The sequence below is a fragment of the Klenkia taihuensis genome (genome assembly GCF_900112525.1).
Classification (GTDB): Bacteria; Actinomycetota; Actinomycetes; order Mycobacteriales; family Geodermatophilaceae; genus Klenkia; species Klenkia taihuensis.
In genome coordinates this window covers 110642-124299 of record NZ_FOMD01000002.1, presented here as the reverse complement: position 1 = coordinate 124299, position 13658 = coordinate 110642, and the positions used below count along the sequence as shown (strand labels likewise).

General features: G+C 75.5%; 15 protein-coding genes. 9 read left to right on the top strand and 6 right to left on the bottom strand.

Annotated elements, in window-relative coordinates; translation table 11 throughout:
- Positions 1-4 precede the first annotated feature (4 nt).
- From flgL to BM158_RS08450, 6 genes are all read left to right on the top strand, one after another.
- Complete coding sequence (gene flgL / locus BM158_RS08475) at positions 5-892, top strand: flagellar hook-associated protein FlgL (protein WP_091556696.1); 888 nt, start codon at positions 5-7, stop codon at positions 890-892.
- Between the two features lie 136 nt (positions 893-1028).
- On the top strand, positions 1029-1325 hold the full coding sequence (gene csrA, locus BM158_RS22955; RefSeq protein WP_091556694.1) for a carbon storage regulator CsrA: 297 nt from the start codon (positions 1029-1031) through the stop codon (positions 1323-1325).
- Positions 1326-1435: 110 nt separating this feature from the next.
- Positions 1436-1939 carry a hypothetical protein gene (locus BM158_RS08465; RefSeq protein ID WP_191328764.1) on the top strand — a complete coding sequence of 168 codons (504 nt, stop codon included), beginning with the start codon at positions 1436-1438 and terminating at the stop codon, positions 1937-1939.
- A 130-nt stretch (positions 1940-2069) separates the two neighbouring features.
- Positions 2070-3140 carry a sigma-70 family RNA polymerase sigma factor gene (locus BM158_RS08460; RefSeq protein WP_229827893.1) on the top strand — a complete coding sequence of 357 codons (1071 nt, stop codon included), beginning with the start codon at positions 2070-2072 and terminating at the stop codon, positions 3138-3140.
- Positions 3141-3238: 98 nt separating this feature from the next.
- Positions 3239-3583 (top strand): hypothetical protein, encoded by a 345-nt coding sequence (locus BM158_RS08455; RefSeq protein ID WP_091556690.1) that lies wholly within the window; start codon positions 3239-3241, stop codon positions 3581-3583.
- A 10-nt stretch (positions 3584-3593) separates the two neighbouring features.
- Positions 3594-4340 carry a hypothetical protein gene (locus tag BM158_RS08450; RefSeq protein ID WP_091556688.1) on the top strand — a complete coding sequence of 249 codons (747 nt, stop codon included), beginning with the start codon at positions 3594-3596 and terminating at the stop codon, positions 4338-4340.
- A gap of 27 nt (positions 4341-4367) precedes the next feature.
- Here BM158_RS08450 and BM158_RS22680 read toward each other — a convergent pair whose 3' ends face one another.
- The 6 genes from BM158_RS22680 to BM158_RS08420 all read right to left on the bottom strand — a co-directional run bounded on the left by BM158_RS22680 (position 4368) and on the right by BM158_RS08420 (position 10487).
- Entirely contained in the window at positions 4368-6239 is a 1872-nt protein-coding gene (locus BM158_RS22680) for an NlpC/P60 family protein (protein ID WP_091556685.1), read from the bottom strand.
- Between the two features lie 126 nt (positions 6240-6365).
- Positions 6366-6554 (bottom strand): hypothetical protein, encoded by a 189-nt coding sequence (locus BM158_RS08440; protein WP_091556684.1) that lies wholly within the window; start codon positions 6552-6554, stop codon positions 6366-6368.
- 3 nt (positions 6555-6557) lie between these two features.
- Positions 6558-7868 (bottom strand): citrate synthase, encoded by a 1311-nt coding sequence (locus BM158_RS08435; RefSeq protein WP_091556682.1) that lies wholly within the window; start codon positions 7866-7868, stop codon positions 6558-6560.
- 11 nt (positions 7869-7879) lie between these two features.
- Positions 7880-8878: a glycosyltransferase family 2 protein gene (locus BM158_RS08430; RefSeq protein WP_165628870.1), complete on the bottom strand. Its 999-nt coding sequence runs from the start codon at positions 8876-8878 to the stop codon at positions 7880-7882.
- Entirely contained in the window at positions 8875-10002 is a 1128-nt protein-coding gene (locus BM158_RS08425; RefSeq protein WP_278247565.1) for a DegT/DnrJ/EryC1/StrS family aminotransferase, read from the bottom strand. The genes BM158_RS08430 and BM158_RS08425 overlap by 4 nt, the downstream gene beginning before the upstream one ends.
- Positions 9999-10487 carry a sugar 3,4-ketoisomerase gene (locus tag BM158_RS08420; protein WP_229827892.1) on the bottom strand — a complete coding sequence of 163 codons (489 nt, stop codon included), beginning with the start codon at positions 10485-10487 and terminating at the stop codon, positions 9999-10001. The genes BM158_RS08425 and BM158_RS08420 overlap by 4 nt, the downstream gene beginning before the upstream one ends.
- Positions 10488-10565: 78 nt before the next feature.
- Here BM158_RS08420 and BM158_RS08415 point away from each other — a divergent pair, with 78 nt between their 5' ends.
- The 3 genes from BM158_RS08415 to BM158_RS22030 are packed head-to-tail and all read left to right on the top strand — an operon-like array spanning position 10566 to position 13637.
- A complete protein-coding gene (locus BM158_RS08415; RefSeq protein ID WP_091556676.1) occupies positions 10566-11486 on the top strand; it encodes a GNAT family N-acetyltransferase in 921 nt (306 codons plus the stop codon).
- Positions 11486-12250 (top strand): class I SAM-dependent methyltransferase, encoded by a 765-nt coding sequence (locus BM158_RS08410; protein ID WP_091556674.1) that lies wholly within the window; start codon positions 11486-11488, stop codon positions 12248-12250. The genes BM158_RS08415 and BM158_RS08410 overlap by 1 nt, the downstream gene beginning before the upstream one ends.
- A complete protein-coding gene (locus tag BM158_RS22030; protein WP_091556672.1) occupies positions 12243-13637 on the top strand; it encodes an NAD(P)-binding protein in 1395 nt (464 codons plus the stop codon). The genes BM158_RS08410 and BM158_RS22030 overlap by 8 nt, the downstream gene beginning before the upstream one ends.
- Positions 13638-13658: the final 21 nt, after the last annotated feature.

The window sequence follows — 13658 nt, the reverse complement described above, 5'->3', positions numbered from 1 at the left end:
CCTGATGCGCATCACCCAGCGCACCCTGGCGGACAACAACATCCGCAACATGGGCGCCAACCTGTCGGCGATCTCCCTGCTCAACGACCAGATCTCGTCCGGTCGGGCGATCACCAAGCCCTCGGACAACCCCAGCGGCACGTCCACGGCGATGCGCACGCGCACCGACCTCGCCGCCAACGACCAGTACACGGCCAACATCTCGCAGGCGGGCACCACGCTGGCCGCCGCGGACGGTGCACTGGCCACCATGGGCGACCTGCTGCGGCGGGTCCGCGACCTGACCACGCAGGCCGCCAACACCGGCGCGCAGAGCCCCGACGCGCTCAAGGCGCTGTCGATCGAGGTGTCCGGCCTGCGCGACGGCCTGCTGTCGATGGCCAACCGCACCGTCGACGGTCGCCCCGTCTTCGGCGGGGCGACCTCGGGCTCGCAGGCCTACGACCCGACGACCGGTGCCTTCACCGGCCGCACCGGGGTGGCCCTCGACGTGCGGGTGTCCCCGACCGAGACGGTGCGCACCGACGTCGACGGGCCGACCGCCTTCGGTCCGGCCGGGGACGACGTGTTCGCCCTCGTGCAGCGCATCGCGGGCGAGATGACGGCGACGCCGACGGGTGACCTCACCGCCTCGATCGGGGACATCGACGCAGCCCTGGGTCGGCTGACCGCGGCGCGCACCGAGGTCGGCGTCCGGGTGAACCGGGTCGACACGGTCAAGGCGGTCAACGCCGACGTCGCGCTCTCGCTCAGCTCCCAGCTCGGGGACGTCGAGAGCATCGACACCGGCAAGGCCTACCTCGAGCTCAAGATCAGGCAGAACTCCTACGAGGCGGCACTGGCGGTCAGCTCGCAGTCCGTGCAGACCTCGCTGGTGGACTTCATCCGCTGACCCACCGGGCACGCGCACCCCACCCGCACCACGGCCGGTGCGTGTCGGGTTGCGCGACTGCCGATCATGATGGCGGGTCCACGACCCGCGACGGCAGGACGCCGCCGCATCCACCGACACCCACGGAGGGGTACTGGTGCTCACGCTCACCCGCACGATCGGCGAGACCATCCGCATCGGCGACGACATCGAGGTGCACGTCGTCGAGGTCCGCGGCAACACCGTCCGGCTCGGCTTCAAGGCCCCCCGCGAGGTGTCCATCCACCGCGAGGAGGTCTACGAGCAGATCGCCGCAGCCCGCCGGCTGGCCGCGCGCGTGGCAGCCGACGCGGTCGGTGCGCTGACCGCCGCGCTGGGTGGGACCAGGGCGTCCGCAGCTGGCACACAGGCGGTCGCCGCGACGAGCGACACGGCGGCCCGTTCCTCGGCATGATCTGCCCACGAATCCGTCCGTAGTTGGGCGACACGAACCTCGTTTCGGCTCAACTCCGACCCCCCGGTGCGCAATCCTTCTCCCCAAGCACGTGACAGGGGGCAACCAGGATGCGACACAGCGCGACCGACACCACCGACGGCGTCGACCTCGACCGGATGACCGGCTCGACCTCGACGGGTCCCGTCCTGCTCGCGGCACCGGCCGACGCCGACCGCGACGAGACCGACCACCTCGTCGTGCACGTGCAGCTGCGCCCCCGCCGGGCGGCCGCGCGCAAGTGCCTGACCGCGCTGGCGCAGCTCGCCACCGAGCACGCCGGCGTCCCGGTCAGCCTCGCCGGCCTGAGCAAGGACGACCGCGTCCTGCGCATCACCGTCGCCGTCGACCTCGGCCCGCGGCTGGAGGTCGCCCGCTTCAGCCCGGCCGCGCAGGCCGCCTACGGCTTCGTCTCGGACCTCTTCACGGTCCTCTACGACCACATGCCGGTCTACGCGACCGAGCCCACCGCCGAGGAGAGCGCGGTCGTCGCGCCGTTCCTGCGCGCCGGTGACCGGCCGCTGACCGCGGAGCCGGTCTGGCAGTCCGAGGTGCTCGGCGCCGTCAGCGCCTGAGCGCGAACCCCGCACGTCCCAGCACCACCTCGCAGCTCGTCCTCGACCGAGACGCGATCCCGCGGCCCGCCGGCTCCTCGTCGGCGGGCCGTCTTCCCCCGAGATCCGACCCGACGACAGGAGTCACCCGGTGTCCGAGCCGCCACGCAGGTCCACCGCCCCCCTCGTCTTCGGGGGCATCACCGAGGACGAGGCCTGGGCCAGCACGCCCATCACGCTGCGCGACCGGGTGCACTTCCGCACCGAGCGCGAGCTGCCGATGGGCGAGTTCCGCGCGGCGCTGCCCGCGGGCGTCACCGTCACCCTCGACGAGGGCGAGGGCCTGTACCGGGTCGACGGCGACGCCGGCCAGGCGGCGGCGTTGTCGGCGCTGGTGAAGAACTGGTGCGCCGTCCAGGGCTACCGCACGATCGGCCTGCGCGCCGAGACCGGGGTGCGGCGGAGGGCGCCCCGCGACCTGCCGCCGCAGTTCCTCGCCGACCTGTGCCGGCACTACGGGCCGGTCAGCCTCAAGCGGCTGCAGCGGAACATGAGCACGATCCGGCTGCACATCCCGGACAACGACGACGTCGTGCAGCAGGTCAGCGAGTGGGTGCTCAAGGCCGTCGCGCAGTACGACGAGACCAAGGGGGTGCCCTTCGGCGCCTTCCTGGCCACCCAGCTGTCCAAGTGGGTGCACGACCTGGGCCGGGCCGCCTTCGGGCGCACCGCCACCGACACGGAGAACAAGCAGCAGAAGGCCGTCGCCGCCTTCATCGCCGAGCACCAGCGGCGCCCGACCGAGCGCGAGCTGGCCGACCTGCTGGGGCAGAGCGTGGCCGTGCTGCGCAAGAACGCCCAGTCGGTCGCGACCCTCAACGGGCTGCGCAACCTCCAGTCGCTGGACGGCGTCCCCGACGGCGCCGACCACCTGCTGCCCGACACCGCGCAGGCCCCCGACGAGATCCTCGGCGAGGCCGAGCAGACGCTGCTCTCGCACGCCCTCACCGCGGCCTGCGCGCCCGACGTGACCGCCCGCCCCGACCAGCGCGCCGGCCAGCCGAACGTGCTCGGCTGGGTGACCTGGTACCTCACCACCTGGGGTGGGCAGACCAAGACGCAGCTCTCGGCCGACCTCGGCACCTCCGTGCGCAACATGAACGTGCACGCGGACCGCGCCGAGCGCGTGCTCAAGGACCGCCTGCTCGAACTGGCCGGCTGACTCGGATGGATGAGTGCGCTCTCCTGCCGATAGATGAGGTCAGTGGGACGGGAGAGCCGTACGGGACCGTCCTGGAGCGCAAGGGGAGCGTGTCGACGATGTCGATGGTCTACGAGCAGTCGACCCGGGTGGTCCTCGTGCCGCACTGGTTGTCGGCCGCAGATCGGGACGCGCTCGCCGCCAGCATCGAGGCCGCGCTGACCCGCGCGGACCTGCCCGCCACCACCGCCGACCGCCTGGTGGACGTGCTCACCGAGCTGCACGTGGCCCGCGCCCGCGACGTGGTCTGGCCCTCCTCGGCCGCCCGGGTCCGCCTGGTCACCGGCTGGGACCCCGACACGCTCCCGGTCCGGCTCTCGGCCATGGAGCTGGCCTGCGCCCTCAGCCTGCCCGAGCTCACGCCCCCGGTGCGCGCCGCGCTCACCGGTGGCCGCTCCCTCTGACCTCCCGGGCGTGCCCGCCCTCGGCGCACCGCTGCGCCTGCTGACCCGCCTGGACCGCCGCACCTGCGACCTCGACGACCTGGTCGCCGCGACCACCCGGCTGTGCGCCACCGGCGCACGCGGCCTGCGCCTGCAGGTCGAGGACGACGTCCGCCACCCGGCCCTGCTGGTCGAGGAGGACGAGCGCGTCTGGCGCGTCGACCTCGCCGACCTGGCGGAGGAGCTGTCATCTACCGGCGCCGACCTCGGACCCGCCGGCCTGGACCGGGCCCTGCTCGAGCACCTGGACCGGCGGCCGGTGACCGACGCCGAGGCCGCCCGCCGCGGTGTCGCCGTCCTCGCGTGGGCCGGCCCCGCCGGCGACGACCTCGCCTGGCAGGTCGCCGTGGCCCGCGGGGACCGGCTCGTCGGCTGGACGCCGCACCCGTTCACCAGCGCCCTCGACGTGCTCGCCGTCCGCGACGCCGCCCGCGCCCGCGCGGCCGACGTCGTCGTCCGCTGCTCGGTCGAGGGACCGGTGCTGCTGCTGGACGCCGACGCGCCCCTGCTGGCCACCGCCGCCCTCGCGGCACCCGAGCAGGTCGTCGCCCGGTCCGCCGAGCTCGGCCTGTTGCTGGCCGACGGCAGCGTCGTCGTCACCCCCGGCCGGCCCGTCGCCTGGGCACCCCGCGGTGTCGCCGCGCGGCTGGCCGGCGAGGGCGTCGAGCCCTGCGTCGTGCTGCCCTGGCGGGAGCTCGCCGACCTCCCCTGGGCCTGATCCCCGGGCTCGGCCCCGTCGCACTGGTCAGTCGGCCAGGTGGCCGAACTCCCAGTGCCACGGCTCCGGGTTGCTGCCGCCGGCCTGCGCCCAGTCCGGGTGCACCCAGCCCAGGTGGCCGGCGTAGGCGACCATCCAGTCGTGCTGAGGGGTGCCGAACACGTTCACCCCGCCGCACAGGTCCACGGCCAGGCCCCACCCGTGGTGGGACGTGCCGGGCACCGCGGTGATCCGCGGCTTGCGGACGTGCGCGTCCAGCTGCGCGGCGTAGGACCGGTAGGAGTCGGTGATGCACAGCGGGGTGCCGAAGGCCTGCTGGAAGGCCCGGTCCAGCGCGGTGTAGGCCGCGGCCGCGTCGCAGCGCAGCAGCTGCCCGCCACCGATCGGGCACAGCGTCGAGGCCGGGATGCGGCCGTTGGACCACCCGCCCCAGGCGGGGTCGACCGGGGCGCCGGCGACGGTGGCCGCCGCGGGCAGTGCGCCGCAGGTGGCCACGAGGGACCCGGTCCCGGGAGGTGCGGCGTTGGGCACGTCGACGGGCAGCGACGTGCGGACGGCGGTGGCGCCCTCGGGCAGCCCGGCGACGACCACCTGCGCCTGCCGGGCCGAGGCGGTGACCACCTGGCCGTCGCCGACGTAGACGCCGACGTCGTCCAGCCCCAGCAGCGGGTCGATGCCGAAGACGAGGTCCCCGGCTTCCAGCTGCCCGGCCGGGACGACCGTGCCGGCGGACCACTGGTCGACCAGGCCGGTGCCCAGGGCGGTCCCGGCGGAGGTCCACACGGCGGCGGTCAGCCCGCCGCAGTCCATGCCGGCGGGGGTGCTGCCGCCGGGGGAGTAGGGCGTGCCCAGCTGGGCGAAGGCGAAGCTGACGGCGGCGGCGGCCTCCGCCGACGGGACGGGCACCACGGCGCCGTCCACCACGCCGACGGCGGCACCGGCGATCGGCGCGCCGGCGGCGTCGCGGGCCGGGCTGAGACCGCCGGGCAGGTCGCCGGCACGCAGCTGGGCGGCGGTGGGCAGGGTGATGCCCGCGGCGGACAGGGCGTTCAGCCGCGCCTGCCAGGCGGTGCGGGCGGCGTCGTCGGTCGCCTGCTGCTCGGACGACGTGGGTGCGGCGGGCAGGCCGGCGAGCGCGGCGGTGACCACGGCGGGCTGCTGCTCGGCCCGGGCGCGGGCGGCGTCGGTGACGGCGGTGATCCGGCCGTGCGCGTCGTCGAGGACGGCCTGCGCCGCGCCCACCCGGCGCTGCGCGTGCGCGACGGCGGCCTCGGCGTCCTGGGCGGTGCGGGTCAGCCCGGCCAGCTGCTGGGCGGCGCGCTCGGCGACCACGGCCACCGAGCCGGCGACCGCGAGGTCGGTGCCGGCGGGGAAGCCGGCGGCGACGGCGCGGTCGGCGGGCGTGCCGCGGTAGAGCGCGCCGGCGCCGGTGCCGACGGCGGCGCGCGCGGTGCTCAGCGCGGCCTGCGCCGCGGCGAGGTCGGCCTGCGCGGTGGCCAGGTCGGTGGCGGCGGCCGTGACACCGGCGCGGGCGGCCTGCAGGTCGGTGGTGGTGGCGGTCAGCTGCTCACGCAGCTGGGTGGCCTGCGCGGCGAGGTCCAGCGGTGCCGAGGCCGCGGCGGGGGTGGCCGGCTGCACGCCGGAGACCACGACGGCACCCACGAGGACCACGAGCAGGGCGCCGGTGACGGCCCCGGCGCGGTGGGTCCAGCGGGTGAGGGCGGCCCGGCGGCGGGCCCGGGCGGCGGCCTTGCGCGCCGCGGCTGCCTCCGCGCGCGCGACCAGGGCGCGACGGCGGGCGACCGCCCGCGCGCGGGCGAGCTCCTGCGGGGTCCGCGGGGCCGGCCGGGCGGCCGGGGCGGTGGCCCGGGGGAGGGTCGCTGCGGAGCGCGGCGGCACGGTGCTCCCCCCGGCACCGGGTCGCGCCCGCGCCGGTGGCGGGCCGGAGGTCGACCGGTGTCCACCGAGGGCATCGGGACGCCGTCCCCACCGGTTGAGGTGCCCGACCCGGACGGGGTGGTGCGCTCACCCCTCCGGGTGACGCGGTGCCCACCAGGCGCCGTGCTCGGCGCGCAGCGGGATCCGGGTGCGGCCGCCGTCCTCGGTGGTCACCACCAGCTCGACGCCGACGACGGTGCGCCCGTCCGGGTCCGCCAGCCGGTCCCCCGAGGCGAGGGGGACCGGCGGCAGCCGGAAGGGGTCGCCGTCGGGCACGGCTCAGCGCTGGTCGAGGGGCACGAAGTCGCGCGCGGTGGGGCCGGTGTAGACCTGACGCGGGCGGCCGATCTTGGTGGTCGGGTCCTGGATCATCTCCCGCCACTGGGCGATCCAGCCGGGCAGCCGGCCCAGCGCGAACAGCACGGTGAACATGCGGGTGGGGAAGCCCATCGCCCGGTAGATCAGGCCGGTGTAGAAGTCGACGTTCGGGTAGAGCCTGCGCTGCACGAAGTAGTCGTCGGTGAGCGCGACCTCCTCGAGCTGGCGGGCCAGGTCGAGCAGCTGGCTGTTGCCGCCCAGCTTGTCCAGCACGGAGTCGGCGGTGGACTTCACGATCGCCGCGCGGGGGTCGTAGTTCTTGTAGACCCGGTGGCCGAAGCCCATCAGCTTGACGCCGGGCTCCTTGTCCTTGACCCGCTTGACGAACGCGGCGATGTCGCCGCCGTCGCGCTGGATGCCCTCCAGCATCTCCAGCACCGACTGATTGGCACCGCCGTGCAGCGGGCCGAACAGGGCGTTGATGCCGGCCGAGACCGAGGCGAAGAGGTTGGCGTGCGAGGAGCCGACCAGGCGCACCGTCGAGGTGGAGCAGTTCTGCTCGTGGTCGGCGTGCAGCACGAAGAGCATGTCGAGGGCCTTGACCAGCTCGGGGTCGGCCTCGTAGGGCTCGGCCGGGAAGCCGAAGGTCATCCGCAGGAAGTTCTCCACCAGGCCCAGCGAGTTGTCCGGGTAGAGGAACGGCTGGCCGACGGACTTCTTGTACGCGTAGGCCGCGATCGTCGGCAGCTTGGCCAGCAGCCGGTAGGTGCTCATCTCGACCTGGGCGTGGTCGAAGGGGTCGAGGGAGTCCTGGTAGAAGGTCGACAGCGCGCTGACCGCCGACGAGAGCACCGGCATCGGGTGCGCGTCGCGGGGGAACCCCTTGAAGAACTGCTTGAGGTCCTCGTGCAGCAGCGTGTGCCGGCGGATCTTGTTGTCGAACTCCTCGAGCTGGGCCGCGGTGGGCAGCTCGCCGTGGATGAGCAGGTAGGACACCTCGACGAAGCTGGCCTTGCCGGCCAGCTGGTCGATCGGGTACCCGCGGTAGCGCAGGATGCCGGCGTCGCCGTCGATGTAGGTGATCTCCGACGTGCACGCCGCGGTGTTGACGAACCCGATGTCCAGCGCGACCTGGCCGGTGGTGGCCAGCAGCTTGGACGTGTCGTACCCGTGCGACCCCTCGGTCGCCGCACGCAGCGGCAGCTCCAGTTCACCCCCCGGGTAGCGCAGGGTGGCCGGACCGGTTACCTCGGTGTCTGCTGTCGCGCTCATCGGGGGTGACGCTACCGAGTGCCGGCCGCCACGGCGACGACGGATTCGTCCGGCACCGCCTGCTGGTGCAGCGGACCGGGGTCCGGGAGGTCGAGGGCGTCGCGGTCGAGCGCCAGCTCGCGCAGCCGGCGGGTGGCCAGCTCGACGGCGTCCAGCATCACCGGGTGCAGGCCGCCGTCGAGGGAGTCGCGCAGGCGGGCGGCGACGTTGAGCAGGGCGACGGTGAAGGCGCGGCGCAGGTCGCCGTCACCGGTGAGCAGCCCGGCGCGGCCGGCCCAGTCGACCAGGTGCGGCCAGTCGGCGACGCCGACGGCCCACAGCCGGGTGTCCCAGGTGCGTTGCTGCTGGTGCACCCGGAAGCGGGACAGCGGACGCGGGGAGTACCACGCGTCGCCGCGCCGCAGGAGGTCCAGGCAGAGGGCGACGTCGCCCAGGATGGTCATCCGGCGGCCGTCGACGGCCCAGAGACCCGCGGGCTCGACGTCCTGCCGTCGGAACATGATCGTGGTCAGCTCGCCGAGGAGGTTGGCACCGGTGGTGAGCACCCGGTCGGCGAGCTCCGCGCCGGGGAAGGTGGTGACCCGGTCGGCCAGGGCGACCGGCTGACCGGTGGCCAGGGGGCGGCCGTCCTCCCCGATCACCGTCCGGTGCGAGAAGGCCAGGCTGATCCGCGGGTCGGCCTCGAAGGCGCGGACCATGTCGCGGACGCAGTCGGTGGCCAGCACGTCGTCGTGCAGCAGGTACTTGACGTACTCCCCGCGCGCGACCGAGAGCAGGAGCCGGGGGTTCTCGAAGGCGCCGACGTTGCGCGGGTGGCGGACCACCCGGACGCGGTCGTCGGCGGCGGCCAGCTCGGCCAGCACCTCGGGGGTGCGGTCGGTGGAGGCGTCGTCGCCCACCACGACCTCCAGGTCGCGGTGCGACTGCGCGAGGGCCGAGCGGACCGCCGCCTTGATGAACCGTTCGCCGTTGTAGGTGGGCACCAGGACGCTGACCGACGGGGTGGTCACGGGCGGAACTCCTGCACGGATCGGAGGACGTGGTCCTGGTGGTCGGCGGTCAGGTGCGGTCCCATCGGGAGGCTGAGGACCTGCGCGGACCACCGGTCCGCGCCGGGGAGGTCGGCGGCCGCGGCCGCCGTGCCGGCGAAGGCGGGCTGGCGGTGCGGGGGGACCGGGTAGTGCACGACGGTCCCCACCCCGCAGGCGGTGAGGTGGGCCTGCAGCGCGTCCCGGTGCGGGGTGCGGACCACGTAGAGGTGCCACGACGGCTCGGTGCCCGGTGCGGTGGCCGGCAGGAGCAGGTCGGGCAGGCCGCCCAGGGCCGCGTCGTAGCGGGCGGCCACGGACCGCCGGCGGGCGTTCCACTCCTCGAGGTGGCGCAGCTTGACCGTCAGGAGGGCGGCCTGCAGCTCGTCGAGGCGGCTGTTCCAGCCGACCTCGTCGTGCCGGTACTTCGTGGTGGACCCGTAGTTGCGCAGCGACCGCACGCGCCCGGCCACCTGCGGGTCGTCGGTGGTGACCGCACCACCGTCGCCGACCGCGCCGAGGTTCTTGCCGGGGTAGAAGCTCCAGGCCGTCGCCCGCGCACCCGACCCGACCGGCCGCCGGCCGACGCGCGCGCCGTGCGCCTGCGCTGCGTCGTCGACGACCGCCAGGCCGTGCCGGCCGGCCACGGCCAGCAGCGGGTCGAGGTCCAGCGGGTGGCCGTACAGGTGCACCGGGACCAGCGCGGTCGTCCGGGGGGTCACCGCCGCCTCGACGGCGGCCGGGTCCCACGCCCCGCTGACGGGGTCCGCGTCGACGGGGACGGGGACGGCACCGACGTGCACGACCGACAGCCAGGTGGCGACGAACGTGTGCGCCGGCACGACCACCTCGTCCCCGGGGCCGACCCCGACGGCGCGCAGGGCCAGGGTCAGTGCGTCCAGGCCGCTGGCCACGCCGACCGCGTGCCGCGCCCCGGCGGTGGCGGCCCAGGCGTGCTCGAAGCCCTCGACCTCGGGGCCGAGGACCAACCGGTCGGAGTGCAGCACCCGCAGGGCGGCCGCGTCGAGGTCGGCCCGCAGCTCGGTGTGCTGGGCCCGCAGGTCCAGGAAGGGCACGGTGGGCCCGGTCCTGAGCAGGGAGGTCACCCGGCGGCCTCGGCGGCGCGGGCAGCCAGGAACCCGTCGTAGTCCCGGTAGTAGTCGTCCTCGGAGTAGGGGAGGGACGCCATGACCAGGCAGACGCTGCCGGAGGAGAAGTTGCCGAGCTCGCGCCAGGTCAGCCGGGGCAGGTAGAGCCCGGTGTAGGACCGGTTGAGGTGGAAGCGGGCGGTCTCGGCGCCGTCGTCGACGACCACGTCGAAGCTCCCGGCGACGGCGATGATGACCTGCTCGAGCTCGCGATGCGCGTGGCCGCCGCGGGACTCCCCGCCGGGGACGTCGTAGAGCCAGTAGACGCGGGCCACGTCGAAGGGCACCTGCGACCGCCCCTCGAGGAAGGTCAGGTTGCCCCGCGGGTCGGCGATCTTCGGCAGCGGGACCAGCCGGCAGCCGGCGCCGTTCCCGACCGGGGTCGGGTTCCAGTCCACGGCCCGGCGGCCGGGGCCCAGGGCGCGCCGGTCGAGGATGGTCACGCGGGTAGTCATCGGCAGCCGCGAGGATGGGGTGGACCCAGCACCGGACGGCGGGCGGGCGCGAGCGGAGGTGACCGGGTGGCCGGGACGTACCTGGGCGGCGGCCTGCTCTTCGGCTCGGACGCCTTCCACGACCTCAACGGTGTCCCCGCCCCCGACCGGTGGGGCTACGTGCACCGGCGGGGTGACCGGGTGACCGGCGTGCTGCCGGGGGTCGTCGTCGACGGGGTGGTGCGGTCGGGGTGGAGCGCACCGTTCGGCGGGCCGGACCTGGTCCGCGACGACCCGCCCGTCGAGGACGTGCTCGACCTGGTCGACGGCGCGCTCGCGGCGGCCCGCGCGGACGGCCTGCGCGGGGTGCGCATCCAGGCCAGGCCGCCGGTCTACTCGGCCGCGGAACCGCTGCTGGAGTACGTCCTGCTCAACCGCGGGTTCGCGGTGGTGCACTGCGACGTCAACCAGCACGTGGACCTGGTCCCGTTGCTGCGGGGCGAGCGGGACGCCTTCTCGCTGCTCGCCCGCAAGCGCCCGGTCGTGCGCGCGGCCCTGCAGGGCGACTGGGAGCTGCGCGAGGTCACCGGTGGCGCGGACCTGACCGTGCTGCACCGGCTCCTGGACGCCAACCGCGCCGCCCACGGACGGCCCCCCGGGCTGGGCCGCGACTACCTCGGCCGGGTCGCGGCGCAGTTCCCCGACCGGGTGCGCCTGCTGCTGCTGCACGTCGACTCGCAGCCGGTCGCCGCGGCCGTGGTCTACCGGGTGCTGGACGACGTGGACCTCCTGGTGGCGTGGGGCGACGCCGAGCACGACCTGCCCCGGTCGCCGATGGACCTGCTCGCCCACCTGCTGGTCACCCGGTCGGTCACCGCGGGTGTGCGGTTGCTGGACCTGGGCCCCTCCAGCGAGAAGGACGGCACCCCCAACACCGGACTGCTCGCCTTCAAGCGCAGCGTGGGTGCCGTGCCCGGCACCCGGAAGGTCTTCGAGGTGAGGTTCTGATGGACGCGCGCGCCCCCGACCCGCGGGACCGGGACCTGGCCGACTACGGCGAGCAGTACCGCAAGCTGCCCTTCGAGCCGTTGCAGGCGGCGTACCGCCGACGCCTGGTGCTCTCGCGGGTGCGGGCGCACGACCCGGCCCGGCTGCTGGAGGTCGGCTGCGCGGAGCTGCCGCTCTTCCTCGACCTGCCCGGCCGGGAGCACGTGGTCGTCGAGCCGACGGAGGCCTTCGCGGCGCGCGCGAGGGAGCAGGCGGCGGGACGGCCGGACGTCCTCGTCGTGCCGGCGTTGCTGGAGGACGTCGGCCCGGGGCAGGTGGGGGGCCGGTTCGACCTGGTCGTGGTCAGCGGCCTGCTGCACGAGGTCCCCGACCCCGTGCGCCTGCTGGGCGCCGCGCGCGAGCTGTGCGCGCCCGGCGGCGTGGTGCACGTCAGCGTGCCGAACGCCCGCTCGCTGCACCGGCTGCTGGCCGTGGCCATGGGGTTGGCCGCCAGCCCCGACGAGGAGTCGGCCACCCAGCGGCTCCTGCAGCAGCGCACCGTCTACGACGAGGAGCGGCTCGACGACGAGCTGCGCCGCTGCGGCCTGCGCGTGCGGGAGCGCGGCAGCCTGCTGGTCAAGCCGTTCACCCACGCGCAGATGCAGCACCTGGTCGACACCGGCTTCCTGACCACCGAGCTGCTCGACGGCCTGGACCGGCTGACCGCGCAGCTGCCGGGTCTCGGCTCCGAGATCTGGGTGGACGCCGAGCCGGTCGATGCCTGACGCGGTCCTCGTCGGGGCCAACCTCGCCGCCCTGGTGGCCGCCCGCGAGCTCGCCGCGGCCGGCCGGGAGGTCGTGCTGCTCACCGACGGTCGGCCGGTGGGGGGCCACTTCGGCGGTCTGCGGGTGGACGGGACGGCCTTCGACACCGGGATGGTCACCCTCGAGCGGCCCGGTGCCGGGGAGGCGGGACCGGTCACCCCGCCGCTGGCCGGGTACGACCCGGACCGCCGCTACGACTGGACCCGGTTCGCCGGCCTGGTCGACCGGTGGCAGGCCGGTCGGGTGGAGCTGCGCCGCACCCCGACCCCGCAGGTCCTCGTCGACGGACGGCGGACGGCGGACCACCTGATGAGCGACCGGCTCGACGTCCTCGCCGGTGCCGCGGTGCCCGATCCGCTGCTGGCCGTCGACGACCCCCGGCACGCCCGGGGCAAGACCACCGCGCCGGCCTACGACGGGCTGGACTACCGCAGCGCGTCGCTGGCCAACCACGGCCCCGACGTCCACGGCCGGCTGGTGGAACCGTTCCTCGCCGCCGTCCTCGGGCCGGCGTCCGACCAGCTTCTCGCCCGGTACCACCGGACGGCCTGGCTGCCGCTGTACTGGCCCGCGACGGTGGCGGCGGCCGCCGGTGGCCGACCTACGGGCGTCGTCGAGCACCGCTTCTGGACGACGGCCGGGGGGCTGGTCGGCGAGGTCGTCACCGGCCTGCGCGACGAGCTGGTCGCCCGTGGCGTGGTGGTCGAGGACCAGCCGCTGCGCCCCCTGCGCCGCACGGCGGCGGGGTGGGAGGTGAGCACCGCGGGCGGGGTCTGGCTCCACCCCGCACCGGTGCTCGGGCTCCCGGTGCCCCGCGCCCGGGAGCTGCTCGGCCTCCGGCCGGCGCCCCGGGGCCCCGCGGTGGACATCGGCGTGCTCAGCTGCCGCGTCCGCGCCGGGGCCGTCACCGACCCCGCGGGGTGCGTGCTGCTGGCCGACGGGCGGTCGGTCGCGCACCGGGTGACCGACCAGGACGCGCAGGCCGGCCGGGACCCGGCCTGGCACCGGGTCACCGTCGAGACGGGGGCGGCCGGCCGGGTCGTGGCCGACGCGGGCGACGACCTGGGGCGGCGGCTGGTCGCCGACCTGGTCCGGGTGCTCGGCCTCGCCCCGGCCGCCCTCGGGGCGGGCGGGGACGGCCACCCCGACGTCCAGGTGCTCCGCCTGCTCCGTGCCCCCGGCGCCCTCGGGGTCCCGACGGCGGCCTCCGTCGAGGCGGACCGGGCCGGCCGGGAGGAGCTGCGCGGGCTGGGGGTCGTCCCCACCGGGGCGCTGCTCGGGACGGGCCTGGCTTCCCTGGCCGACCAGGTGGTGCAGGGCCTGGCCGTGGCCGAGCGGCTCGGGTGACCGGCGCCCCGGGCCGCCCGG